The organism is Micromonospora craniellae, from assembly GCF_014764405.1.
In the GTDB taxonomy this organism is placed as follows: domain Bacteria; phylum Actinomycetota; class Actinomycetes; order Mycobacteriales; family Micromonosporaceae; genus Micromonospora; species Micromonospora craniellae.
This window is the reverse complement of the sequence record NZ_CP061725.1, coordinates 6267877-6292522: the sequence shown is the minus strand read 5'-3', so window position 1 is coordinate 6292522 and position 24646 is coordinate 6267877. Positions and strand designations below refer to the sequence as shown.

Here is a 24646-nt window from a genome sequence, read left to right as displayed (position 1 = left end):
TCAGTCGCCGTCCGGCACGGCCAGCACAGCGGCGCCGACGGCCGGGTCGGCGTGCTCCGGCACGCACCTCAGGTCCAGCAGCAACCGGCCCCGCGCCACCCGGCCGAGCACCGGCGGGTCACCGGTGCGCAGCGGGCCGGCGTAGCGCTCGGGCAGACTCAACGCCCAGGAGTCCAGCTCGACACCGGGAGCACCGCCACCGCCCACCACCGCCACCGACGGCACCACGTCGGCCTTGCGGCCCTCCGCGGCCAACGCGTCCCGCAGCCGCTCGGTCCGGGCCCGCAGCACCGCCGCGTCGGCGTGCAGGGCGGTACGGGTGGGGGTGGCCGGATCACCGAGGGTCGCGGCGAGCGCGGCCAGGGTCAGCTTGTCCACCCGCAGCGCCCGGGCCAGCGGATGCCGGCGCAGCCGCTCCACCAGCGCGGCCGAGCCCAGCAGCAGACCGGCCTGCGGGCCGCCGAGCAGCTTGTCGCCGCTGGCGGTGACCAGGTCCGCGCCGGCACGCAGCGTGGTGGCCGCGTCCGGCTCGTCGGGCAGCAGCGGATCGGGCGCGAGCAGGCCCGACCCGATGTCCACCACCACCGGTACGCCGAGCGCGGCCAGCCGCCGCACTGGCACCGCCGACGTGAAACCGGTGACCCGGAAGTTGGACGGGTGCACCTTGAGCACGAAACCGGTGCGGGGGCCGATCGCGTCGGCGTAGTCGGCCAGGGTGGCGCGGTTGGTGGCGCCGACCTCCCGCAGCCGCGCCCCGGTGCTGGTCAGCAGGTCCGGCAGGCGGAACCCGTCCCCGATCTCCACCAGCTCGCCCCGGCTGACCACGATCTCGGCGTCGGCGGCCAACGCGGTGGCGGCCAGCACCAGGGCGGCGGCGCCGTTGTTGACCACGTGCACCGCCTCGGCCCCCGGCGCGGCGGCGGCGAGCGCGTCGACGGCGTCGCGGCCCCGCCGGGCACGCCGACCGGTGCCCAGGTCCAGTTCCACGTCGGTGTGCCCGGCGGCGGCGACCACGGCGGCCACCGCAGCCTCGGAGAGAGCGGCCCGACCGAGGTTGGTGTGCAGCAGCACGCCGGTGGCGTTGAGCACCGCACGCGGCGCGGCCGACGGCAACGCGGCCAGCGCCTCGGCGGGTACCGCCTCGGGGGTGATCTCGCCGCGCCGGGCCCGGTCCTGGGCCTGCCGCACGGCGGCCTTCACCCGCTCCCGGCCCAGCACGGCGGCGGCCGCGACCAACCGGGGATCGGCCAGCAGCACGTCGGTACGCGGCACCCGGCGCCGCAGGTCGGCGCCGCCGTCGCCCATCGCGTCATCTCCTCACCGTCTGGCGGAGACGGACGGGAATCGAACCCGCCTGGCCCGGATCCCGGACCACACCGGTGTTGAAGACCGGGAGGGGCACCAGCCGCCTGAACGCCTCCACCGAGCATTGGATCACAACATGCGTCCGGCCGTACCGCCGAGCCGGCAGCCGGTCACCGCTCGGTCGCCGCCTCACCGGCGCGCCGCGCCAGACGCTCCCGCTGCGGCAGCACCGTGTACTTCGGATCCCGCGCCGAGGCCACACCGGCGTGGAACACCCCGAAGCGGGTCGCCACCGACGCGGCCAGCAACGCCGCGCCGGACACCGCCGACAGCACCCGGCTGCGGCCACCCACCAGCGCGCCGACCAACCCGGCGACGGTCAACGCCCGGCCGGCGCGCAACAGCCGGCCGGGTCGCCCGGTGCGGTACGGCTCGCCGACCAGTCCCAGCCTCGTCTCCAACCGGTGCGCGCCGAACAGCTCCAGGCCGGCGCCGGCCACCGCCAGCCGCCGTGCCGGACCGGCCTGCGCGGGCGGCACGGCGAGCAGCCCCACCCCGGCGCCGCTGGCCAGGGCGCTGCCGGCGAAGACGAACGGCAGGTGCGGGTACGCCTCGTGCCACGACGGCACGGCCGTGTCCGCCAGCAGCACCGCCGTGTACGTGCCCAGGGCCGGCGCGGTCGCCGCAGCGGCCAGCCCGGCGGCCCGCCCCACCGGCGGCAACACCCGACGGGCCAGCCCCAGCGGACCCCGCTCGGGCAGCAGCGGCACCGCCTCGGCGATCGCGGCCAGCCCGGCGGCCGGCCCGTACGCGCCCAGGATCCAGGTACCCACCGACATCGGCGACGTCGGTTTCGCCACCCGCAGCATGTGGTGGAACCGCTCCGGCCGACCCAGGTCCTTGACCAGCAGGCCCGCGCTGGCGGTGACCGCGGCCAGCGCGGCGACCCGACCGACCCGGCGCAGCGCCGGACGGCCGGTCACCTGCCCACCCGCCGCCAGCAGCGACGAGCCGGCGGCCAGCCCACCGGTGAACAGGTACGCGGCGATCTCCCAGGTCCACACCGGCGGTTTCAGGATCGGCCGGCCGTAGTAGGAACGGAACTCCGCCCGGGGCACCGCCAACTCCTCGCCGCCGCGCCCACCGCGCCGCCCGCCGGACGCGCCACCGGACGCCTGGTCGCGGAAGCGGCGGAACCGGTCACCCACCTCCGGGCGCCGCGGGGTCACCGCCGGCCGCCGAGGAACGCGCCGACAGCCACCGCCGCCATGGCCAGCGCGGCGACCCCGGCACGCTGCCACATGCTCGGCAGGTCCCGGGTGGTGACCTGCGGGTCCGGCGGCAGGCCGTACACCTCGGGTTCGTCGAGCAGCAGGAAGAACGCCCCGTCGCCGCCGACCCCGTCGGCCGGGTCGTGGCCGTAGAGCCGCGCCTCCGGCGCCCCCCGCTCGTGCAGCGTGGCGACCCGGGCGGCGGCCCGTTCCCGCAACTCGTCGAGCGGGCCGTACTGGATCGACTCGGTCGGGCACGCCTGCGCGCAGGCCGGCGTCAGGCCCGCGCCGATCCGGTCGTAGCACAGCGTGCACTTCCACACCCGGCCGTCGTCGACCCGCCGATCGATGACCCCGTACGGGCAGGCCGAGACGCAGTAGCCGCAGCCGTTGCAGATGTCCTCCTGCACCACCACCGTGCCGAACTCGGTGCGGAACAGCGACCCGGTCGGGCAGACGTCCAGGCAGGCCGCGTGGGTGCAGTGCTTGCACACATCCGACATCATCAGCCAGCGAAAGTCGGACCGACCCTCGGCGCTGCCGGTACGGCCCGGCGGTCCGGCGGCCGGCATGCCCAGGAACTCGGTCATCCGGGCGGCGGCCGACGGGTCACCCGACGGCAGTCCCGGATCGGCGCCGGCGGGGTTGCCGGTGCCGGCCGCGATCGCCGCCGATGCGGCGCTCACCGGATCGCCGGTCGGCGTGCCGGCGAAGGGCGCGTCGCGGCGACCGTCCGGACGGGGCTGCTCGACGAAGGCCACGTGCCGCCAGGAGTTCGCGGTCAACGCCCCGGTGTTGTCGTACGACATGCCGAGCAGGTCCAGGCCGGAGGCCGGCACGCCGTTCCACTCCTTGCAGGCCACCTCGCACGCCTTGCAGCCGATGCAGACGCTGGTGTCGGTGAAGAAGCCCATCCGTGGGGGCGCGTCGACCCACCCGGAGGCCGACGCCGGCTGGTACGCCGGGGCGGGCGTCGCGGGCGGGCCCGACCGGTGCTGCGGGTCGACCATCAGTGCTTCCCCTCCTCGTCGCCGGTCCCGGTCGGCGTGGTCGGCACACCGGGCGTGACCGCCGGCGGGGCGCTGCCCGGCACGATGCCGGCCCGGTCACCGTAGTCGCGGACCAGCTCGCGCAGGGCCGGTCCGGTGGGACGCTGCCCCGGACGCACGTCACAGGTGCCGATCTTGCTCTCCTGGATCAGCACGTTCGGGTCCAGGGTGATGCCGAACAGATCGTTGGCCGAGTCGCCGGTGACCAGCCCCTCGTACCCGAAGTGGTACGGCAACCACAGCTGGTGGATTACCCGCCCGTCCACCCGTAACGGCACGATCCGATCGGTCACCAGCACCCTGGCCTCGATCACCGCACGCGAGGTGACCAGGTGCGCCCAACCGAGATGGGTCAACCCGACCAACCCGGCCAGCTCCGGGGAGACCTCGACGAACATCTCCGGCTGCAACTCCGCCAACGGCCGTACGGTCCGGCTCATGCCGCCCGCCGTGTGGTGCTCGGTGAGCCGGCTGACCGTGAACACGTACGGGAAGACCTGACTGTGCGACGCGGGCGGACTGGGGTTCGTCGGGTTCACCGGGTGCGGGTACGTCTTGCGGGTCGGGTTGGCCTGCTGACCGTAGAGCGGGTTGCGCACCGGGGACTCGGCCGGCTCGTAGTGGGTCGGCAGCGGCCCGTCCAGCACGCCGCTCGGCGCGTACAACCAGCCCTTCCCGTCGGACTGCATGACGAACGGATCATCCCCGGCCAGGGCCGCCGGGCCGGACGCGCCCTCCGGCGGCCGGTACGACGGTGGTTTCGTCACCTCGAAGTCCGGCACGTCGCGCCCGGTCCACCGGCCGGCCTCGGCGTCCCACCACACGTAGCGCTTCCGCTCGCTCCACGGCCGCCCCTGCGGATCCGCCGACGCCCGGTTGTAGAGCAGACGCCGGTTCGCCGGCCACGCCCACCCCCACTCGGCGGCCACCCAGTCCTGCTCGTGGCCGGGCCGCCGCCGGGCCGCCTGGTTCACCCCGCCGGCGTACACCCCGGTGTAGATCCAGCAGCCCACCGCGGTCGTACCGTCGTCACGGGCCTCGGTGAACGCGGACAGCGGGCGGCCGGTGGCGGTGTCGTACCCGTTGATCTCCCGCAGCACCGCCTCGGCGTCCGGCTCGTCGCGCGGGCCGTGCGTGGCGTAGTCCCACGTCAGGTCCAGCAACGCCCGGTCGCGCGGCAGCGACGAGCCGGCCAGCTTCTCCCGCAGCCGACGCCCCAGGTGATAGAAGAACCACAGCTCGGAGCGGGCGTCGCCGGGCGGCTCGACCGCCTTCTCCCGCCACTGCACCAGGCGCTGGGTCTGGGTGAACGTGCCCTCCTTCTCCACGTGCGAGGCGGCGGGCAGGAAGAACACCTCGGTGCGGCACTCCTGCGGCACGATCTCGCCGGTGGCGACCTCGGGACCCCGCTGCCAGAAGGTCGCGCTCTCGATCATGAACAGGTCGCGGACCACCAGCCAGTCGAGGTTGGCCATGCCGAGCCGCTGCGCCCGCCCGTGCGCCGACCCGACCGCCGGGTTCTGGCCGAGCAGGAAGTACCCCTTGATCTTGCCCGCGATCATGTCGAGCACCTGCTGGTAGGTGCCGTGGTCACCGGTCAGCCGAGGCAGGTAGCCGTAACAGAAGTCGTTGTCCGGCGTCGCCGCGTCCCCCCAGTACGCCTTGAGCAGGCTCGCCGCGTACCCGCGCGCGTTGCCCCAGAAACCCTTCTGCCCCGGATGCCGGATGCCGTCCACCCAGTCGTCGAAGGTCACGTGCCTGGCGTGATGCGGCATCGGCAGGTAGCCGGGCAGCAGGTTGAACAGCGTCGGGATGTCCGTCGAACCCTGGATGCTGGCGTGCCCACGCAGCGCCAACACCCCACCACCCGGACGACCCACGTTGCCCAACAACAACTGGATGATCGCCCCGGTACGGATGTACTGCACGCCCACCGTGTGCTGGGTCCACCCCACCGAGTAGATCAGGCACCCGGTCCGCTCCCGACCCGAGTTCTCCGTCCACGCACGCGCCAACTCCAGGAACTTCTCCCGGGGCAGGCCGCACACCCGCTCCACCATCTCCGGCGTGTAGCGGGCGAAGTGCCGCTTGAGGATCTGGTAGACGCAGCGCGGATGCCGCAGCGTCTCGTCCCGCTCCGCCCCACCCGCCACCGGCGCGCCGTGCGACTCGTGCCGCAGGCCCGCCGCGGTCTCTCGCTCCTCAGAGGTTCCGCCGCTGCCCGAGTCACCCTCGTTGCCCGCGTACTGCCAGCTGTCCTGCACGTAGCTGCCGGTCTCCGGGTCCCACCCAGAGAACAGACCCTCGGCGTCCTCCGCGTCGACGAACTCGGCACTGACGATCGTCGCCGCGTTGGTGTACGCCAACACGTACTCCCGGAAGTCCAACTCGTTGGCGAGGATGTGGTTCACCACCGCACCCAGCAGCACGATGTCGGTCCCGGCCCGGATCGGCAGGTACGCGTCCGCCACCGCGCTGGTCCGGGTGAACCGCGGATCGACGTGGAAGACCTTCGCCCCACGCTTCTTGGCCTCCATCACCCACTGGAAACCCACCGGGTGGGCCTCGGCCATGTTCGAGCCCTGGATGACGATGACGTCAGCGTTCGCCACGTCCTGTTGGAAGACCGTCGCACCACCGCGACCGAAACTGGCTCCCAGACCGGGAACCGTGGCGGAGTGTCAAATCCGGGCCTGGTTCTCGATCTGCAACGCGCCCGCCGCCGTGAACAGCTTCTTGATGAGGTAGTTCTCCTCGTTGTCCAGCGTCGCCCCACCCAGGCTGGCGAAGCCCAGTGTGCGGTTCAGCGGACGCCCCTGCGCGTCGACGTCCTCCCATGTCTGGGCCCGCGCCGCCAGCACCCGATCGGCGATCATGTCCAGGGCGGTGTCGAGGTCGAGGTCCTCCCACTCGGTCCCGTACGGCCGGCGGTACCGCACCGTCGTCTGCCGCAGCGGACTGGTCACCAGGCTCTTGCTGGCCGCACCCTTCGGGCAGAGCCGCCCCCGGGAGATCGGGCTGTCCGGGTCGCCCTCGATCTGCGTCACCCGGCCGTCACGGACGAAGACCCGCTGACCGCACCCCACCGCGCAGTACGGGCAGACCGACCGGGCCACCTCGTCGGCGTCCTCGGTGCGGGAGATGATCGCCGCCGAACGCGCAGACTGGGCGGCAGCGCCCCGGCCCAGCGGGTCGGCGCCGGTGAGCTGCCGGTACACCGGCCACCCCAGCAACACGTCCCGCAGTCCCACGGCCGTCTCCCTCTTGATCCCGCTCCCTCCTGACCTTAGGGCAGCACCGGCAGGTCGGCGAACAGCCCAGCAGAAACAGACGCCCCCGCCCCCGATCCGACCCGAGCCGTGGGTTGGATGTAAGGAGGGGTCCCCTGCTATCGCCTGGTGTAGAGGAAGGGACCCTTCCTAACATCCCAGCGCGCAGCATGCCGCTCGCAGTGCGTGCGGTGCGGCGTCTCTGCTCTCCCCCGGCTCGACCCGCCCGGCACCCCCTGTTGATCAAGGAGTTTTGGCCCTGCCGACGCCGAGATCCCGACCAAAGCTCTTGATCACCGGGCGCTGTCGGCCGGAAGCTCTTGATCACCGGGCGCGATTCCGGGGGCGATCCTTGCGGTTCCTCGGGCGTGGTGGGTACGCCGTCTGCGGGCGTCGGGGCCGGGTGACTGCGAGGTTCGGGCGGGCGGGAGGGAAGTCGTGGGTCCGGTATGGGATGGGCGGGGGTTACCCTGACAGCATGCAGGCGGTCTCCCCCACCACGTCCGGCGTGGCCTTTCTGGCCCGGCCCGGTCGTCCCACCCTGGTGACCGGGACGTTGACCGAGCTACGCGGGCCCACCCGGGGCGTGGTCGAGTTGCCGGTACGCCTGATGTGGTGCGCCGACCGCGCCTTCGACCTGGCCGACCCCGACCAGGTGCTCTGGATGTACGAGAACGTCCTGCGCGAGACCACCCACGTCGACGACCTGCGCAGTCTCGTCGACGGCCGGACGTTGCGGCGCGTGTGGCGGCAGTTGAACCTGCCACGGGGCGTCCGACTCGCCTGGGAGACCCGGCACCGGGGTCTCCGATCGGCGTGACCAGAGCACACCCCCACGAGTTCTACCGCGAGGTGGCCCGGGTGGCGCTGGACGTCGCCGGGCCGCATCGTTTCGTTCTCGGCGGCGGGGTCGCGTGGGCCGCGTACGGGCTGGTCACCCGACCCACCGAGGACGTCGACCTGTTCGCGGACGTGGAGGGCGCGGCGGCGGCGGCCGCAGCCGGGGTGCGGGACGCGCTGGAGGCGGCCGGGTTCGAGGTCGCCGACGCGGACCCGGACAGCGACCTCGGCGGCCTGTTCGAGGGCTTCGACCGGGACATGCGGGATTTCGTGGTCATCCGGGACGGTCGGCAGATCCGGCTCAGCCTGGCGCGACTGGACCGGCACCGCAGCCCGGTGGTGATGGAGTTCGGGCCGGTGATGGACGTCCGCGACCTGATCGCCAACAAGACCGCCGCGCTGGTCAACCGGCGGGAGGTACGCGACTACATCGACGTCGCCTCGGCGCTGGTGCACCGGTCCGTCGGCGAACTGCTGGAGCTGGCCCGCCAACTCGACCCGGCGCTCGACGACGAGGACGTACGGGAGGCCGGGCGCTACCTCGACCGGATTCCGGACAGCCGGTTCGCCCGGTACGGTCTCGGCCCGCCCGACATCGACCGGATTCGCCGGCACCTGGCTGACTGGCCCCGCTGACCCGCCCAAGCGTCGCCGATTCCGAAAGCCCGCCCGCCCGCCCGACGATGCCCGGCAGGTTAGGAAGGGTCCCCCGCTATACACGAGGCGTTAGCAGGGGACCCTTCCTAACGTCTCACTTGGTGAAGCGGCCGCCCGTGACACCGAGGACCTCGCCGGTGATGAAGCTCGACTCCTGCGAGGCGAAGAAGACGTACGCGGGCGCCAGTTCGGCGGGCTGACCGGGCCGGCCGACCGGCGTGTCCTGGCCGAACTGCTTCACCTTCTCCTCCGGCATGGTCGCCGGGATCAACGGGGTCCAGATCGGCCCCGGCGCGACCGCGTTCACCCGGATGCCCCGGTCCGCCAGGTCGGCGGCGAGCGCCTTGGTGAAGTTCGCGATCGCTGCCTTGGTGGTGGCGTAGTCCAGCAGCTGCGGCGACGGGTCGAACGCCTGGATCGAGGAGGTGTTGATGATCGTCGCACCGTCGCCCATGTGCGGCAGGGCCGCCTTGCACAGCCAGAACATCGCGTACAGGTTGGTCTTGAAGACCCGGTCGAACTGCTCGGTGCTGATGCCGGCGATGCCCTCCTCCTGGGCCATCTGGTACGCCGCGTTGTTGACCAGGATGTCAACGCCGCCGAGGGCGGCCACCGCCCGCTCGATCAGCGTCTCGCAGTTGCGCTCGTCGGCGATGTCGCCGCGGATCGCGATGCCCTTCCGGCCGGCGGCCTCGATCAGCCGTACGGTCTCCCGGGCGTCGGCGTCCTCCTCCTCGCCCAGATACGAGATCAGCACGTCCGCGCCCTCCCGCGCGTAGGCGATCGCCACCGCCCGGCCGATTCCGGAATCACCGCCGGTGATGACCGCCTTCTTGCCGTCGAGCTTGCCGGTGCCCTGGTACGTCTTCTCGCCGTGGTCGGGTTCGGGCGCCATCTGGTCGGTCCGGCCTGGCGGCGACTGCTGCTGGCTCGGCTGACCCGACTGCTGGCCGTACTGCTCGGCGGGGTCCTGCGGGGTGTGCTGGGTCTCGGTCACGGGTGTCTCCTCGGCGCGGTCGTGGATGCCCTCCCCGATCGCCCTACCCGAGGCCGGTGACCGGAAACAGGTGAACAGCTCGTGCGGCTTGTCGCGTGCCGCGCGTCACCACCGCCAAGGCATCCTAGGATCCTGGTTAGCTGGCCGGGTGCCCGCCGACGGAGCAGGTGGCCTGGTAACGTGGCGGGGCGTCAGGAGGCGGTGCGGGTGACCGAGGGACGTGGTCGGTGCAGGCGAGCAGCCGCAGCCAGGGCCAGCCGTACCGGCGTCTGGGCGACCAGCTCGTCGAAACCGGCCCGGCCCCGGCAGAACCGGGTGAACGCGCGCCAGCCGGGCGGCGTCGCTATCGCCGCATGCAGGATCTCCGGCCGCCGGGCGAACGCGTCGAGCAGGCGGTACCCGGCACGCATGGACGGCGCCAGCCGCTGGGCCACCGCCCGTTCGTAGCCGGCGAGATCGCCGTCGGCCACCGCGTCACCGGCCAGCTCACCGGAGCGCAGGGCGTAGCTGATCCCCTCCCGGGTCCACGGTTCCAGCAGACCGGCGGCGTCCCCGGCGACCAGCACCCGCCCCCGCCGCAACGGCGAGTCCTCCGCCCGGCACCGGGTCAGGTGCCCCGAGTCGTGCGCCGGACGGAACCCGGCCAGGCCCAACCGGTCGACGAACCGGCGCAGGTACTCCCGGGTCCGGTCCCCTTCCCCCCGACCGGCGATCACGCCGACCGTCAACCGGTCGCCTTTCGGGAAGACCCAGCCGTACGACCCCGGCAGCGGACCCCAGTCGAGCAGCACCCGGTGCCGCCACTGCGCCTGCTGCGGCGGCGGCACCGGCAACTCCAACTCCAACCCGAGATCCACCTGCCGGTGGCGCACCCCGACGTGCCGGCCACTGACGCCCGAGGAGCCGTCGGCGCCGACCACCGTCCGGGCCAGCACCGCGTCGCCGTCGGCCAGCCGCAGGCGTACCCCCTCGGAGGTCTGGTCGAGCGCGCGGACGGCGACCCGCTCGCGGACCTCCGCCCCGGCCGCCACCGCCGCGGCCCGCAACCGGTCGTCGAACTCCTCCCGGCGCACCATGCTCACCAGCGGACCGCCCCGGTGCCGGCGGGTGAGCGCGCGCCGCCCGTTCAGGGTGAAGGTGACCCGGTCGACGACGTCGTGGGCGGGCACCTCGATCCGGCCGGCCACGGCGGCGAGCGAGACACCCGTCAAGCCGCCGCCGCACGTCTTGTACCGGGGGTGCGCGGCCCGTTCGAGAACCAGGGTGCGCACCCCCCGCCGGGCGGCGGCGTGGGCAGCGGAGAGACCGGCGGGACCCCCGCCGATCACCACGAGTTCCCAGACGGTCACGGCAGCAGCCTAGGTCAGCCGGAGCACCGCGTGGGGACGGCGCGCCACCGCCCGGCCGAGGTGCATCTTCGGCGGCGCACGGGGTAACCGCGCGGGGCGAACCGCCGGCGACCGGCGGTGGAGCCCAAGGAGGAAGCCATGCAGCAGGTCCAGCTGTCGGACGTCGAGGCTCGGGTGTACGACGCGGTGGCGGCCCTGGAGGTACGCGGACAGGTCCCCTACCCCGACCTGATCGCTGCGGAGTGCGGCCTGACCGAGGAGGAGTTGCAGGCCCCGCTGCACCTGCTCACCGAGAAGAACCTGCTGCACCGGGAGGATTCACCGATGGCCGGACTCGACTTCGGCCCACGCTTCTGCGCCCAGCAGCTCACCTGACGTCGGTCGGGCCCGCATCGGGGCCGTGCTGGACGACGCCGACCGCGACAGGGGGACGATGAGCGCCACAGGCTCCGACACGTACGACGAGCGGCGCCGCTGGCAGGCCCTGGGCGTCGGTCTGGTCGCGGCGTTCATGACGCTGCTCGACATCAGCATCGTCAACGTGGCCATCCCGTCGCTGGACCGGGCCCTGAACGCCGGGCCGAGCGACCTGCAGTGGGTGCTCTCCGGTTACGCATTGACCTTCGGTCTGGTGCTGGTGCCTGCGGGCCGGTTCGGCGACGTGCACGGCCGGCGCAACGCGTTCGTGTTCGGCATCGCCCTGTTCACTGTGACCAGCGCGGTCGCCGGGCTCGCCCAGTCACCCGGCTGGCTGGTCGCCGCCCGGCTGCTCCAAGGCGCCGCCGCCGGTCTGGTGAACCCGCAGGTGACCGGCCTCATCCAGCAACTCTTCCAAGGTCCCGAACGGGCCCGGCCGTTCGGGCTGCTCGGTGCCACCATCGGCATCTCCACCGCCGTCGGGCCGCTGCTCGGCGGCCTGCTGATCGCCGCCGGTGGCCCCGAACACGGCTGGCGGTGGGTCTTCTTCGTCAACGTGCCGGTCGGGATCGTCGCGGTGGTTTTCGGCTGGCGGCTGCTGCCCCGCCACCCGATCGGCCAGGCCGTGCACCGTCGACCCGACCCGATCGGCGTGGTGCTGCTCGGCATCGGCGTGACCCTGGTGCTGCTGCCCCTGGTCCAGCGGGAACAGTGGCACGGCCCGACCAAGTGGCTGCTGATCCCCGCCGGCCTGGTCGCCCTGGTCGGCTTCGCACTCTGGGAGCGGCGGTACGCACGCCAGGGACCACCCCTGTTCGACGTACGCCTGTTCACCCGCCAGTCGTACGCGCTGGGTTCGCTGATCGCGTTGATCTACTTCGGCGGCTTCACCGCGATCTTCTTCATCTTCACGCTGTACCTGCAGAACGGGCGGGGCTACAGCGCGCTCGTCGCCGGACTGGCGGTCACGCCCTTCGCCCTCGGGTCGGCCGTCGCCTCCGCCGTCGGCGGGCGGATCGTCAACCGCTTCGGTCGACCACTGGTCGCCGTCGGGCTGCTCGCCGTGGTGGTCGGGCTCGGCCTGGTGGCTCTCGCCCTCGAGTTGGCGCCGCACGCGCCCGTACCCTGGGTGACCGCGGCGCCGCTACTGTTGGCCGGGCTGGGCAGCGGCCTGGTGATCGCCCCGAACCAGACGCTGACCCTGTCCCAGGTGCCGGTACCGCAGGCCGGTAGCGGCGCGGGCATGCTCCAGACCGGTCAGCGCATCGGCTCGGCCGCCGGGATCGCCGCCGTCGGCGCGGTCTTCTTCTCGGTCGTGGCCAGCGGGAACGACGCATGGTCGAAAGCCTTCGAGCGGTCGCTGCTGCTCTCCGCCGGCATCATCGCCCTGGCCCTGCTGGTCGCCCTGATCGACATCGCCCGGCATCACCGCCGGATGTAAGGAGGGGTCCCTTGCTATCGCCTGGTGTAGAGGAAGGGACCCTTCCTAACATCCCACCGCGCAGCATGCCGCGTGCGGTGCGTGCGGTGCGGTGCGGTGCGTGGAGACGCCGCTGGCCGGCACCCCGGGTACGGGTGCCGGCCAGCGGCGTTCTTGCTCCCCCAATGGTGCGAGGAAAGTCTCGGGTCAGCTGTTCCAGTGCTCGGCGACCAGGTCAGCGGCCTGCTGCTCCCACTGCGCATAGTGGTCCGGGAACGCCGACACCTGCACCGTCTGCGCCGCCACCGTCAACGGCATGTCCTCCCAACCGTCGACCTGCTTCAAACCCTTCAGGAACGCCAGCGTCGAGTACTCCGGGTCGGTGATCTGCTCCACCGTGCCCCACCCACTCGACGGACGCTGCTGGAACAGACCCTGCGAGTCGTGATCGTTACGGTCACCCAGATGACCCAGATTCTCCAACTTCGACTCCTGCAACGCGGTACCGATCGCGACCACCGCGGCACGCTCACCCATGCCGGCCTTCTTCGTCGCCACGACGATCGCCTTCACGTTGCCGGTCTGCTCGTCCGAGAGGTCGATGCGGGACTGGGCGCCCTGCACACCATGCGGCATCAACTTCCCGGTGTCCGGCTTGTCCGCCTGAACGGCGGCGACCGGGGAGGTGGTGACGGAAATCGCCTCAGCCTGCATCATCGGACCGGCGAACACACCACCAGCAAACGCCAGACCAGCAACACCCAGAACACTCCTACGCAACAGCTTCGAGTCCATCACAAGCTCCATTCGGGGATAGACGCCACCCACAGGGGGATGAAGGGGCGACGCGAACGCCGTCAGGCGCTAGAAGACAAAGAGGGATCCGACGCACAGGGTCTGTGAGGGGGATTCACCGGGTCTGCGGCGTCGGGTCGACGTACCACCACCTGCCGAGCCGAGTCCCCAGGGGGATATCCGGGAGGCCCTTGCGGCGTCGGGACCAGGTACAACGATCGACCGGGCCAGGTCATTCCGACATCCGCCCGCCACCTGCGCGGGGGTGGGTCCTGCTCGGCCAGCCACCGGGTTACAACGCCACCGCCCCCACCTCGATTCCGCCCCACGACCACCCACCGGACCCGAGAAATCGGAAATCCTGCCACGTCCGGGACGTACCTAGCCTCAGCTTCCCGGTAGCGGCTCGATCTGCCTCGCCCCGCCGCTCTCCTGGTTGACCAAGGAGTTTCAGTGCGGACACGACAGACATCCCGACTCAAACTTCTTGATCAACAGGGCGGGCGCGGGAGGCGGAATCGCGGGGACGGGGGCGGCCGGTCCCCGAGGGTCGGGGGCCGGCCGTAGGTAGAGGCGGGGGGTGTCACCAGAGCTGGGTGACGATGTCCGCCGACTGCTCCTCCCACTGCGCGTAGTGGAACGGGTAGGCCGAGACCTGCACCGTCTGTGCCGCCGTGGTCAGCGGCAGGTCCTGCCAGCCGCCGACGTTCTTCAGGGCCTCGAAGAACGCCGTCGAGGAGTACTCGGGGTCGGTGATCTGGTCCACGCTGCCCCAGCCGGTGGATGGACGCTGCTGGAACAGGCCCTGGGAGTCGTGGTCGTTGTAGGCGCCCAGGTGGCCGAGGTTGTAGAGCTTCGACTCCTGGAGCGCGGTGGCGATGCCGATCACCGCACCGCGCTCGCCGACGCCGGTCTCCTTGGCCACTTCGATGATGGTCTTGGCGTTCTGGCGCTGCGCGTTGTCGAGGGGGACCCGCGACTGGGCGCCCTGCACTCCGTGCGGAACCAGTTCGGCACGGCTCGGCTTGCCGGCGCTGGGCTTGTCGGTGCTGCCGCCGGTGGTCAGGCCGGACTCGACGGTGGCGCCGGTGGGGCCGGTGGGGTTGCGGCCGGTGGCCATGTCGATGGCGGCCACGGCGCCCTGGTGCGGGCCGGTGGTGATCGGCGCGGCCACGGCGGTGGGGCCGAGCGCCAGCCCGGTGAGGGCGGTCACGCCCACCACGCTCAACGTGGCCTTCCGGTTCGGGTTCGTCGCGATGGCCGGGAGCCATCGAGTGAAGTCCAGCTTCACGATGGTTGCCCTTTCGATCGTACGAGCCGCTCGGGGTGAGCCGCTCTCGGGGGAAACTGCCGCCGGTCGGTCGGGTGTGGGTGCCGGCGCTCTGGGGAACACAACCCGCCCGACGTGTCGGTCATTCCGGGCATGCCCGGGATGCACTAAGCGGTGATCCGGGTCACGTATGAGAGACCGGACACCGGGGCCGGACCGGCAAAGACGGCTCAGAGACCGTCGGGTAACCAGGTGACTACGTGGCGATAAGTCGTTCAGCGTTGATACGTCGGGCGGCTTCGCGTTCGGTAGTGTTGCTCCACCGGACCGCCTGCCCGGCCAGACGTATCGTCATGAGTCGAATCATCGCTACCTTGATCATGGCCTCAGAGTTGACGGTCAACCGCTCGTAGTCCCGGGCCAGACGCCGATTACGTACCAGCCAGCCGAACGTCCTCTCCACCACCCACCTACGCGGCAGGACCTTGAAGCCCTTGACATCGTCGGTGCGCTCGACGATCTCCAGCAGGATTCCGAGCTTGTCCTTTGCCCAGCTCAACAGGCTGGAGTCGATGCTGTTGGCGTAGCCGCCGTCGGCCCACACCAGCGCGACGGTGGCGAATGCCTCGGCCAGTCGTTGCAGGATCCGCCGGCCTCCAGGACGGTCGTTGACGGAGGCGGAGGTGACCATCACCACCAGGATCAACCCCATCGTGTCGACAACCAGATGCCGCTTACGGCCTGTCGTCTTCTTGCCCATATCGAACCCACGGCATTCGCCACCCTCGCTGGATTTGATCGACTGGGCGTCCAACACCGCCGCGGTCGGCTCCGGCCCACGACCCGCCGCCACCCGTACCTGCCGGCGAAGCTCGTCGTGGATCGCATCCCACGTCCCGTTTCTACGCCAAGCGGTGAACCAGCGATGCGCCGCATCCGGCGGCGCCAGATCACGCGGCATCATTCGCCACGCACAGCCCGACCGCAGCACGTAGAAGATCGAGTCGAGGATCAGCCGGTCGTCCCACTTACGGGGCCGGCCGCCTCTACGCAGGTCACGCACCGGCATGAGAGGGGCCAGGATCGCCCACATCGCGTCGGTCAAGCTCGACGGATAGCATGAGCGGGCGTCATCCCCGCCAAGGTCTACGTTGCACACACAACCCGATCATGGCGGGGATGACCTATTTGTCGAGCGTCCCGCATCGACGTGTCTCGCCGTCACACAACGCCCCGAGCCGGTTACCCGACGGTCTCTCAGAGGGCGTACGGGGTGCCAAAGCGCCCACGGAAGTCGGCGTCGACCTGGTGCACCGGCAGCGCGAAACCGGCGTGCCACCGCAGCGGGAACCCGTACCGGTCGGCGGCGGCCGCGGAACGAGGGGTCGACCACCAGTTCGCGTACGTCCCGGGCCAGGGTGACCGGTCCGTGCACCTGGGCCTCGACGTAGTCGTCGAGGACGCGACCGGCGGTCCGGGACGCGGTGTCGGCGTCCTCGCGGTGGCGCAGCACCTCCTGCACGAGGGCCAGCACGTGTCCATGCCCGGCCGCCCCAGGGTGGTGCCGGTGTCGGCGGTCGCCGCGAGCAGCGCCGCCAGCACCGGTCCGACCACGTCGACGGTGCCGACCTCCGGTGGGTCGAGGTGGCTGTCGCCGAGACAGCACGTGGTGCGGGTCAGCACCTCGGGGTGTAGCCGCAGGTGGCAGGAGCCGAAGCGGGGGCAGGCACCGTCCGGATGGTCGAGCAGGTTGAGACCGCCGTACTTCGGGCGGTCCGCCGGGCCCACGCCCGGTCGCTGGTACGCGCCGCCGAACAGTCGCCGTTCCCAGCGGTCCCGGTCGCCGCCCGGGTACGCGCTGAGCCCGCCGTTGGAGATGCCCGTGCATTCCGGCCGGAGCGGCGGTCAATGTCCCCGGGCCAGCCACTCGGGTAGCTGGGGCGCCTCGGCGCCGATGGTGGTGCTGTCGCCGTGGCCGGTGTGCACCACGGTCTGCGGCGGCAGGGTGAGCAGCCGGTCCCGGATCGAGTCGACGATGGTGCCGAAGTCGCTGTACGAGCGGCCGGTGGCGCCCGGGCCACCGGCGAACAGGGTGTCGCCGGTGAACACCACGTCGAGGTCGGCGGCGTACAGGCAGCAGGCGCCGGGGCTGTGCCCGGGGGTGTGCAGCACGGTCAGCGTGGTGCCGCCCACCTCGATCGCCTCACCGTCGGCGAGCCGGCCGCCGGGCGGCTCGTCGGGGTGCACCATGTCCCAGAGCACCCGGTCGGCGGGGTGCAGCAGCACCGGAGCGCCGGTGACGCGGGACAGCTCCGGGGCGACGCGGACGTGGTCGTCGTGGGCGTGGGTGGCGACGATCGCGGTGACCCGGCGTCCGGCGACCACGGCGAGGATGGCCGCCACGTCTCCCCGGGTCACGCCGCCGGTGTTCATGGCCGCGCCGAGTCCGGCCATCACGCCGCAGCCAAGGAGTCCGACGGCGGCCGGCCGGGCCACCGGGTCCACCTTGGTGCACTGGCCGGCGTGCACCAGCGTCTTCTCGGCGAACGCGCCGATGCCCAGGGCCGGGGCGAGTGTGGTGCCGTCGAGAAGGGTCATCTTCTGGGTGGCGTTGTGGGTGGCGAAGCAGTACCAGGGGCGGCCCCGTCGACAGGCCCGGCACACGCCGCAGACAGCCCGCCAGTTGAGGACGACGAAATCGCCCGGCGCGACGGCGTCGACACCGGCGCCGACCTGTTCGACGATGCCCGCCGCCTCGTGGCCGAGCAGGAACGGGTAGTCGTCGTTGATGCCGCCCTCGCGGTAGTGCAGGTCGGTGTGGCAGACCCCGCAGGACTGCACGCGTACCACCGCCTCGCCGGGCCCGGGGTCGGGTACGACGATGTCGGTGACCTCGACGGGCGTGCCCTTGCTGCGCGAGATGACTCCCCTGACCTGCTGGCTCACGCTCTCCTCCTCGTCCGCACCGACGCGAAGCGCCGCCGCCGTTGCGCCGCGACGTCGCCAGGGCGGCGACGTGTACGGTCACACCCGTTGGCGAACCTACCGCCGGGCCGGCGGGTCGGCGCGACTTCGGCGCGGGTTGCCGTCGGTCGGTGCCCGCCCTGGTCGCGGCGGGCGGCGTTGCGCCAGCGCAGCACCTGCACCACGCCGACGGCCCAGAGCCCGTACTGCACGGAGAAGGCCCAGCGGTACGCGGTCAGGTCGGGGGTGTCCTGTCCGGCCGGGGTGGCCAGGTCCAGCACCACGCCGATGGTGAGCACCAGGGTGATCGAGGCGACGAAACCGCCGACGTTGACGATCCCGGCGGCACTGCCGAGGCGACTGACCGGGTTGAAGGTCCGGGCGTAGTCGAGACCGATCATCGAGCCGGGGCCGCTGAGGGCCAGGATCAGCACCAGCGTGACGAGCAGCCAGGCCGGTGCCCGGCCGGGCCAGGCGAGCAGCACGGTCCACATGGCGGCGGTGGCGCCGACGATGGTGAAGACCAGCGCCGAGCGGTGCTGCGGGTGGCGGGCGCACAGGTGCGCGATGAGCGGCCCGGTCAGCAGCATCCCCAACGTCAACACCGTGAGCAGCGAGGCTGCGGCGGTCGGGCTGAGGCCCTGCCCCTGAACCAGGAACGGGAAGCCCCAGAGCAGGGCGAAGACGGTGCCGGAGAACTGGGTGACGAAGTGGGTCCAGAGCCCGAGCCGGGTGCCCGGGTGCGCCCAGGCGGCGGCGAGCCGCCCACCGCCGGGGGCCGGTGCGGGGACGGCGGGCCGGTGCGGGGTATCCCGGACGGCGGCGACCACCACCAGCAGCACGGCCGCGCCGCCGCCGGCCGCGGTGAGGAAGGCGGTGGTCCAGCCGGTGTGTTGCAGCAGCGCCACCAGTGGTACGGCGGCGAGGACCGCGCCGAGTTGGCCGAGTGTGCCGGTCAACTGGACCAGCAGCGGGTTACGGCGGCCCGGGAACCAGAACGCGACCAGGCGCAGCACGCTGATGAAGCTCATCGCGTCGCCGAGACCGACCAGGACGCGGGCCGCCACGGCGAGGCGTACGTCGGTGACCAGGGCGAAGGCGAGCTGACCGGCGACCATCAGGACGCCGCCGGCGAGCAGGAGCCGGCGTGAGCCGTACCGGTCGAGGAGCATCCCGACCGGAACCTGCATCACCGCGTACACGGCGAGTTGCGCGACGGTGAGGGTGGCCAGCGTGGCGGCGCTGATGTCGAAGCGCTGGGTCGCCTCCACCCCGGTCACGCCGAGGGAGGTGCGGTGGAAGATCGCCGCGATGTACGCGCTGAGCGCCACCCCCCAGACCAGTACGGCCCGGCCGGGAGGTGCCGGGAGTGGGGCCGCCTCGATGCCGGGCGCGCTCACGAGGAGGTACCGACGTGCCGGGGGGCGACCACACGGTCACGCGCGTTCACCGGGGCCCCAGGAACACGCGCTCGGAGGTGTCGATGTGTGCGGCCACGGTGGCGTGGAACGCCCGGTCGGCGGCCATCAGGCCGGTCAGGTCACCGGCGGCGTGCGCGGCGCGCAGTCGACGGGCCTCCACCACGTCGGCGATCTCGCGGGCGGACACCGGCAGGATCAGCGCGCCGCGCTTGGGATAGAGCCGGACCAGCCCTTCGGCCTCCAGGCGCAGCAGCGCCTCCCGGACCGGGGCGCCGGTGAGGCGGTCAGCCGGACGGGCGTACGTGAAGTCGAACCTACGCATCGACGGCACTCCTGCGGGGCGCGTCGAACCGGACCCCGGCGTCGGTGACCCGTCCGTAGCGCAGCAGCAGCAGGTCACGCGGGTAGTTCTGGTGCAGGCGCCAGGGCGGACGGTGTCCCTGCGACGGCAGGTGCGCCACGGCACGGCGCACGTACCCGGAGGTCAGGTCGATCAGCGGCGCCCGCCGCCCGTCGGGCGGGGCGAGCGGGGTGACCATCCGTGCCGCGGTGCGGTCCAGGTGCCGCAGCAGGCGGCACACATACTCGGCGACCAGGTCGGACTTCAACGTCCAGGAGGCGTTGGTGTAGCCGAGGGCCATCGCGAAGTTCGGCACGCCGGAGAGCATCATGCCCTTGTAGGCGACGGTCCCCGGCAGGTCCACGTCGGCGCCGTCGACCCGTAGCGTCATGCCGCCCAGCGCGAGCAGGTCGAGCCCGGTGGCGGTGACCACGACGTCGGCCGGTAGTTCCGCGCCGCCGGTGAGCCGGACGCCGTGCGCGGTGAACGTCTCGACCGTGTCGGTGGCCACGCTGGCCCGCCCGGCGGACAGGGCGTCGAACAGGTCGCCGTCGGGAACCACGCACAGCCGCTGGTCCCACGGGTCGTAGCGGGGTGTGAAGTGGCGGTCGACGTCGTAGCCGGCCGGCAGTCGCCGGGTCACGGCCCGCCGCAGCAGCGCGCGGACCAGCCCGGGCGCCCGCCGGCTGAGCTGGTAGGTGGCGGCGGTGGCCAGCACGTTCTTCGACCGGATCAGCGGGTACGCCAGGCGGGCGGGCAGCCGCCGCCGCAGCGCGTCGGCGAACGCGTCGCGGGCGGGCAGCGCCAGCACGTACGTCGGTGACCGTTGCAGCATGGTCACGTGGGCAGCCCGCCGCGCCAGCGCCGGGACCAGCGTGACGGCGGTGGCGCCGCTGCCGATCACCACCACGGTACGCCCCGAGTGGTCGAGGTCGTCCGGCCAGTGCTGCGGGTGCACGATCCGCCCGGCGAAGCGCTCCTGCCCGGGGAAGCGCGGGGTGTGTCCGGCGTCGTAGCGGTAGTAGCCGGTGCAGGCGTACAGGAAGTCGCAGGTGAGTTCGGCGGTGTCGGCGGTGTCGGCGCGCTGCACGTGCACCGTCCAGCGGGCCCGCTCGCTGTTCCACTCGGCCCGGACGACCCGGTGCCGGAAGCGGATGTGCCGGGTCACGTCGTACGCGTCGGCGGTGCGCCGGAGGTAGTCGAGGATGGTCCCGCCGTCGGCGATCGCCGACGGGGCGGTCCACGGCGCGAAGGAGTAGCCGAGGGTGAACATGTCGGAGTCCGAGCGCACCCCGGGGTAACGGAACAGGTCCCAGGTGCCGCCGAGGTCGTCGCGGGCCTCCAGCACGGCGTACGTCTTGTCCGGGCAGCGGCGGCGCAGGTGGCAGGCGGCGCCGATACCGGAGAGACCGGCGCCCACGATGAGCACGTCGACATGGTCGGACATCGCCCCGCCTCCCGCTGGCCTGCTGGTGCCCCGGACCCTACCGGGCTGTGGGGGTGAGCAGCGCCGCGGCCGGGACGAGCAGGGCGCGTTCGGCGGCGCTCTGGGGGGGGGATCGGCGCGGCGTCGCGCCACGGCCGCGTCGACCAGGGGTACGGCGTGGCCACGGATCACGCGCAGGTAGGCGCGCAGCGCGATCGTCGCGCTGTGCGGCCACCAGCCCCGTACGGTGACCGAACTGGGCCGCCGGACGACGACGTACGGCTGGCGGCACGCCGACGTGCGGCACGCGCTGCGCCGCGCCGCCGACACACCCCCGCACCAACGGGTCGACGTCTCGCCGGTGACCGAGCTGGTCGTCGTGCAGGACACCGCGTGTCACGCACTGGGTGACGAGGCACGCCGGTTGTGGCGGCTGCTGTCGCTCAGTCCGGTGCCGCTGGACCGGCCGAGCATCGCCGCGCTGGCCCGACGCCGCCCGGACCGAGTCGCCGCGCTGATCGACGAGCTGGCCGACGGCGCCTTCGTGACCGGCGCGTCCGGCGACCGGTACGAGGTCCGGCCACTGCTCGCCCCGTACGCCCGGATGCATCTGCGGGAGACGGTGCCGGTGCGCCGCCGGGTGGACGCGCAGGCGCGGCTGACCCGGCACCTGGCCCGTCGGGCCGAGCGGCAGGTGACCGGGCTGGCGACGGCCGGTTCGCTGGAGGCGGACCAGCGGCTGCCCACCGATGACCCGTACGACTGGTTCACCCTGCACCAGGATCTGCTGCTGGCCGTGGTCAAGGTGCCGGCCGGCGCGGTGGAGACGCTGCCCCGGCGGGTACGCGGCTGGTGGTTCCGGTTGGCGGTGGCGTCGTGCGGCTGGCTCGCCCACGCCGAGCGGCGGGACGAGTGGGAGGACCTCTGCCGCACGGTGCTGGCCAACCCGACCGCTCAGCAGCGGCCGGAGATCGCCGGGTGGGCGCACAACCAACTGGGGGTGGTGCTGCGTCGCCGGCACGACCCGCACGGCGCGATGGCCGAGCTGAGCCTGGCGGTGACCGCCCAGGGACGCCGGGACACCGCCCAGGCCCGGATGAATCTCGGCCTGGCCCTGCTCGACCTCGGGCGGCTGGACGAGGCGGTGGCCCACCTGGAGTTGTCCCGTCGGCACCGGGCCGGCAGCGACCGGGCCGGGCAGGCCCTCAGCGACCTGGGGCTGGGTGCGGCACGGCTGGCGCGCGGTGACCGGGAGGCCGCCCACGACCTGCTGGTACGGGCGGCGAACACGTTCCGCTCGCTGGGCGACTCACGCGGCTACGCGGCGGCGCTGGCCAATCTGGTCCTGGTGCACGCCGCGATGGGCGAGCACCTGGACGCGGCCCAGGCGCGGCGGGCCGCGCTGCGCGAGTACGAGTCGGTCGGCGACGAGGAGGGTCAGCGGGTGGCCGACGATCGCCTGGCCGGCACGCGTCCCGCCGAGCCGACATCGGGCTGAGAGCGACCGGCGTACGTGGTGATCCGCACCGGCGCGACGCTAGCCCGGTCGGTCGCCGGGCGTGGCCCGGCGACGGCGTCGGCGGGTGGGCGGTTCGTCGGTCGCCGCCTCGGCCGCCTGGCACAGGTCGACGAGCGGGTCGTCGGCCTGGGCCGCGCACGCCACCTGTTTCAGCAGGTCGCGTAGCTCGCCGCACTGGGTGGAAGTGAGCGTGTGGAGCAGTCGCGTCTCGACGCCCGCCAGTGCCTCGCGTCGTCGTCGGGCCGCGTCGCGGCCGGCGTCGGTGAGGGTGACCAGGCGGCTGCGCCGGTCGACGGGGTCGGGCCGGCGCACGACCAGGCCGTCGCGCTCCAGGTCGTCGATGAGGTACGTCAGCACGGTGCGGTCGATGCCCAGTTCCTCGGCGACGGCGCCCTGGTTGCGGGCGGGTTCCCGGTCGGCCGCGACGAGCACCTGGTAGCCGCGCGGCCCGCCGGGCAGGTCACTGGCGACGTGGTCGGCCGCACGGAGGTAGGCCCGGAAGACGACGCCGAGCATCCAGCCGAGGTCGTCGGTGATCGGGTCGGTGCGGGGATCGCTGGCCTGCGGACCGGTCATCCTCACAGGTTAACCCAGATCACAGATTTTATTGAGCAATGATGTTCTGTCAGCAATAACATCTGTGGCACGGGATGATCGCCCCGCGAACGGGAAGGAAGGCAGACATGAGTGACTACGGGCACCCCTTGACCTTCGGGTCGTTCCTCACGCCCGGCAACACCGAACCGGCCGGGCCGGTCGGCCTGGCGATGCTCTCCGAGCAGGTCGGGCTGGACCTGGTCACCTTCCAGGACCACCCCTACCAGCAGGCCTTCCTGGACACCTGGACACTGCTCAGCTTCGTCGCCGCGCGCACCGAGCGGGTGCGGCTGGCCGCCAACGTGACCAACCTGCCGCTGCGACCGCCCGCCGTGCTCGCCCGCAGTGTCGCCAGCCTCGACCTGCTCAGCTCCGGCCGGATCGAACTCGGACTGGGCGCCGGGGCGTTCTGGGACGCCATCGAGGCGATGGGTGGTCGACGTCTGACCCCCGGCCAGGGCGTACGGGCCCTGGAGGAGGCGATCGAGATCATCCGCCAGATCTGGGACGCCGATGCCCGGGGCGGCGTCCGGGTCGACGGCGAGTTCCACCGGGCGGTCGGCGCGAAACGCGGTCCGGCGCCAGCCCACGACGTCGGCATCTGGCTCGGCGCGTACAAGCCCCGGATGCTCGCGCTGACCGGACGGCGGGCCGACGGCTGGCTGCCGTCGCTGGCCTACCTGCAACCCGGCGACCTGGCCAGGGGGAACACGGTCATCGACGACGCGGCCACCGAGGCCGGCCGGTCGCCGCGCGACGTACGACGGCTGCTCAACGTCAACGGGCGGTTCACGGCGACCGGCCGCGGGCCGCTGGACGGCCCGGCCGAGCAGTGGGCCGAGGAACTGGCCGACCTCGCCCTCACCGACGGCGTCAGCACTTTCATCCTCGGCACGGACGACCCGGACGACCTGCGGCGGTTCGCCGCCGAGGTGGCTCCGGCCACCCAGGAACTGGTCGCCGCCGAGCGCGGTCGCGGCGGTGACACGCCCGCGACGGCCGACCGGACGGTCCCGTCACCAGGCGGTCCGACCCGGGCCGCCGCCGGTCGGACCGCACGGCCGGCGCGGACCCGGGCCGTACTCGGGTCGAGCGCCTTCGCCGTGGCGCCGACGCCCGACGACGGCGTACGCCGCAGCGACGTGCGGGTGTGGGACGAGTCGGCCCGCCCCACCGGCCCGACACCCGACCCGACCCGCACCTACACGGCACACGAGCAGGCCGGCGCCCAGCACCTGATCGACGTCCACGACGGTCTGCGCAGCGAGCTGGCCCAGATCCAGGACCTGATCGAGCAGGTCGCGGCCGGGCTGGTGGACGTGGGCGCCGCCCGCTCCCACATCAACACGATGACCATGCGGCAGAACAAGTGGACGTTGGGCACCTACTGCGAGTCCTACTGCCGGGTGGTGACCACGCACCACACCCTCGAGGACCGCGCGCTCTTCCCGCACCTGCGCCGCGCCGACTCCCGACTCACGCCGGTCATCGACCGGTTGGAGGCGGAGCACCACGCCATCCACGACGTGCTGGAAGGCGTCGACCGGGCGCTGGTCGCGTTCGTCGCCACCCAGGACGGGACGGCCGAGCTGCGCGCCGCCGTGGACCTGCTCAGCGACACGCTGCTGTCGCACCTGGCGTACGAGGAACGTGAGCTGGTCGAGCCGATCGCCCGCCTGGGCGCGCACTGACCTCTCACCCGGTGGCCGCCATGCGGTCGCGGACGGGCCGAGGCGGGCG

General features: G+C 72.6%; 20 protein-coding genes, 1 tRNA gene and 2 pseudogenes. 6 read left to right on the top strand and 17 right to left on the bottom strand.

Going from position 1 to position 24646, the window contains the following annotated elements; all coding sequences use genetic code 11:
• The 5 genes from selA to fdh all read right to left on the bottom strand — a co-directional run bounded on the left by selA (position 1) and on the right by fdh (position 6876).
• Positions 1-1305, bottom strand: coding sequence for an L-seryl-tRNA(Sec) selenium transferase (selA, locus tag ID554_RS28585; protein WP_117227594.1), 1305 nt, complete (start codon positions 1303-1305; stop codon positions 1-3).
• A gap of 20 nt (positions 1306-1325) precedes the next feature.
• Positions 1326-1421 (bottom strand) — tRNA-Sec (locus tag ID554_RS28580).
• Positions 1422-1475: 54 nt separating this feature from the next.
• The gene (gene nrfD, locus ID554_RS28575) at positions 1476-2534 is read right to left on the bottom strand and encodes an NrfD/PsrC family molybdoenzyme membrane anchor subunit (protein WP_117227593.1); all 1059 of its coding nucleotides are present in this window, start codon (positions 2532-2534) and stop codon (positions 1476-1478) included.
• Positions 2531-3586, bottom strand: coding sequence for a 4Fe-4S dicluster domain-containing protein (locus ID554_RS28570; protein ID WP_117227592.1), 1056 nt, complete (start codon positions 3584-3586; stop codon positions 2531-2533). The genes nrfD and ID554_RS28570 overlap by 4 nt, the downstream gene beginning before the upstream one ends.
• Complete coding sequence (fdh, locus tag ID554_RS28565; protein ID WP_263407311.1) at positions 3586-6876, bottom strand: formate dehydrogenase; 3291 nt, start codon at positions 6874-6876, stop codon at positions 3586-3588. The genes ID554_RS28570 and fdh overlap by 1 nt, the downstream gene beginning before the upstream one ends.
• Before the next feature lie 496 nt (positions 6877-7372).
• Here fdh and ID554_RS28555 point away from each other — a divergent pair, with 496 nt between their 5' ends.
• The gene (locus ID554_RS28555; protein WP_117227589.1) at positions 7373-7714 is read left to right on the top strand and encodes a hypothetical protein; all 342 of its coding nucleotides are present in this window, start codon (positions 7373-7375) and stop codon (positions 7712-7714) included.
• The gene (locus tag ID554_RS28550; RefSeq protein WP_223884316.1) at positions 7711-8370 is read left to right on the top strand and encodes a nucleotidyl transferase AbiEii/AbiGii toxin family protein; all 660 of its coding nucleotides are present in this window, start codon (positions 7711-7713) and stop codon (positions 8368-8370) included. The genes ID554_RS28555 and ID554_RS28550 overlap by 4 nt, the downstream gene beginning before the upstream one ends.
• Positions 8371-8485: 115 nt before the next feature.
• On the opposite strand, the gene ID554_RS28545 is transcribed toward ID554_RS28550, so the two are convergent.
• Together ID554_RS28545 and ID554_RS28540 are read right to left on the bottom strand one after the other, a co-directional pair.
• On the bottom strand, positions 8486-9388 hold the full coding sequence (locus ID554_RS28545; protein WP_117227588.1) for an SDR family oxidoreductase: 903 nt from the start codon (positions 9386-9388) through the stop codon (positions 8486-8488).
• Between the two features lie 191 nt (positions 9389-9579).
• Positions 9580-10737, bottom strand: a complete 1158-nt coding sequence (locus tag ID554_RS28540) for a geranylgeranyl reductase family protein (RefSeq protein ID WP_117227587.1) — start codon at positions 10735-10737, stop codon at positions 9580-9582.
• Positions 10738-10875: 138 nt separating this feature from the next.
• On the opposite strand from ID554_RS28540, the gene ID554_RS28535 reads away from it, so the two are divergent.
• Both ID554_RS28535 and ID554_RS28530 read left to right on the top strand, forming a co-directional pair.
• On the top strand, positions 10876-11112 hold the full coding sequence (locus ID554_RS28535; protein WP_117227734.1) for a hypothetical protein: 237 nt from the start codon (positions 10876-10878) through the stop codon (positions 11110-11112).
• A gap of 58 nt (positions 11113-11170) precedes the next feature.
• Positions 11171-12595: an MFS transporter gene (locus ID554_RS28530; RefSeq protein WP_117227733.1), complete on the top strand. Its 1425-nt coding sequence runs from the start codon at positions 11171-11173 to the stop codon at positions 12593-12595.
• A 186-nt stretch (positions 12596-12781) separates the two neighbouring features.
• Here the strand turns inward: ID554_RS28530 and ID554_RS28525 are convergent, their stop codons facing one another.
• The 9 genes and pseudogenes from ID554_RS28525 to ID554_RS28490 all read right to left on the bottom strand — a co-directional run bounded on the left by ID554_RS28525 (position 12782) and on the right by ID554_RS28490 (position 20811).
• Positions 12782-13369, bottom strand: coding sequence for a hypothetical protein (locus tag ID554_RS28525; protein ID WP_191088653.1), 588 nt, complete (start codon positions 13367-13369; stop codon positions 12782-12784).
• Positions 13370-13952: 583 nt separating this feature from the next.
• Positions 13953-14660 carry a hypothetical protein gene (locus ID554_RS28520; RefSeq protein WP_117231408.1) on the bottom strand — a complete coding sequence of 236 codons (708 nt, stop codon included), beginning with the start codon at positions 14658-14660 and terminating at the stop codon, positions 13953-13955.
• A gap of 316 nt (positions 14661-14976) precedes the next feature.
• A pseudogene (locus tag ID554_RS28515) lies at positions 14977-15798 on the bottom strand (IS5 family transposase); the annotation flags it as partial.
• Between the two features lie 9 nt (positions 15799-15807).
• Entirely contained in the window at positions 15808-16152 is a 345-nt protein-coding gene (locus ID554_RS33315; RefSeq protein WP_396888574.1) for a DUF3626 domain-containing protein, read from the bottom strand.
• Positions 16153-16232: 80 nt separating this feature from the next.
• Positions 16233-16517: pseudogene (locus tag ID554_RS33310) on the bottom strand (DUF3626 domain-containing protein); the annotation flags it as partial.
• A 27-nt stretch (positions 16518-16544) separates the two neighbouring features.
• Positions 16545-17585 carry an alcohol dehydrogenase catalytic domain-containing protein gene (locus tag ID554_RS32170; protein ID WP_158573872.1) on the bottom strand — a complete coding sequence of 347 codons (1041 nt, stop codon included), beginning with the start codon at positions 17583-17585 and terminating at the stop codon, positions 16545-16547.
• Positions 17582-19003, bottom strand: a complete 1422-nt coding sequence (locus tag ID554_RS28500; protein WP_223884315.1) for an MFS transporter — start codon at positions 19001-19003, stop codon at positions 17582-17584. The genes ID554_RS32170 and ID554_RS28500 overlap by 4 nt, the downstream gene beginning before the upstream one ends.
• A gap of 46 nt (positions 19004-19049) precedes the next feature.
• Positions 19050-19346, bottom strand: coding sequence for a GntR family transcriptional regulator (locus ID554_RS28495; protein WP_223884314.1), 297 nt, complete (start codon positions 19344-19346; stop codon positions 19050-19052).
• Complete coding sequence (locus ID554_RS28490; protein WP_117231136.1) at positions 19339-20811, bottom strand: flavin-containing monooxygenase; 1473 nt, start codon at positions 20809-20811, stop codon at positions 19339-19341. Before ID554_RS28490 ends, ID554_RS28495 begins: the two co-directional genes overlap by 8 nt.
• Before the next feature lie 226 nt (positions 20812-21037).
• Between ID554_RS28490 and ID554_RS28485 the strand changes: the two genes are divergently transcribed.
• Positions 21038-22288, top strand: a complete 1251-nt coding sequence (locus ID554_RS28485) for a tetratricopeptide repeat protein (protein WP_117231135.1) — start codon at positions 21038-21040, stop codon at positions 22286-22288.
• A gap of 39 nt (positions 22289-22327) precedes the next feature.
• Here ID554_RS28485 and ID554_RS28480 read toward each other — a convergent pair whose 3' ends face one another.
• On the bottom strand, positions 22328-22885 hold the full coding sequence (locus ID554_RS28480; RefSeq protein ID WP_117231134.1) for a MarR family winged helix-turn-helix transcriptional regulator: 558 nt from the start codon (positions 22883-22885) through the stop codon (positions 22328-22330).
• Between the two features lie 107 nt (positions 22886-22992).
• Between ID554_RS28480 and ID554_RS28475 the strand changes: the two genes are divergently transcribed.
• Positions 22993-24597, top strand: coding sequence for an LLM class flavin-dependent oxidoreductase (locus ID554_RS28475; protein ID WP_117231133.1), 1605 nt, complete (start codon positions 22993-22995; stop codon positions 24595-24597).
• Positions 24598-24646 lie beyond the last annotated feature (49 nt).

Coding starts and splice junctions, on each gene's coding strand:
- ID554_RS28495 (WP_223884314.1), bottom strand. CDS start 19,346: ATGCGTAGGTTCGACTTCACGTACGCCCGTCCGGCTGACCGCCTCACC.
- ID554_RS28555 (WP_117227589.1), top strand. CDS start 7,373: ATGCAGGCGGTCTCCCCCACCACGTCCGGCGTGGCCTTTCTGGCCCGG.
- ID554_RS28525 (WP_191088653.1), bottom strand. CDS start 13,369: ATGGACTCGAAGCTGTTGCGTAGGAGTGTTCTGGGTGTTGCTGGTCTG.
- selA (WP_117227594.1), bottom strand. CDS start 1,305: ATGGGCGACGGCGGCGCCGACCTGCGGCGCCGGGTGCCGCGTACCGAC.
- ID554_RS28535 (WP_117227734.1), top strand. CDS start 10,876: ATGCAGCAGGTCCAGCTGTCGGACGTCGAGGCTCGGGTGTACGACGCG.
- ID554_RS28475 (WP_117231133.1), top strand. CDS start 22,993: ATGAGTGACTACGGGCACCCCTTGACCTTCGGGTCGTTCCTCACGCCC.
- ID554_RS28480 (WP_117231134.1), bottom strand. CDS start 22,885: ATGACCGGTCCGCAGGCCAGCGATCCCCGCACCGACCCGATCACCGAC.
- ID554_RS28570 (WP_117227592.1), bottom strand. CDS start 3,586: ATGGTCGACCCGCAGCACCGGTCGGGCCCGCCCGCGACGCCCGCCCCG.
- ID554_RS28490 (WP_117231136.1), bottom strand. CDS start 20,811: ATGTCCGACCATGTCGACGTGCTCATCGTGGGCGCCGGTCTCTCCGGT.
- ID554_RS28530 (WP_117227733.1), top strand. CDS start 11,171: ATGAGCGCCACAGGCTCCGACACGTACGACGAGCGGCGCCGCTGGCAG.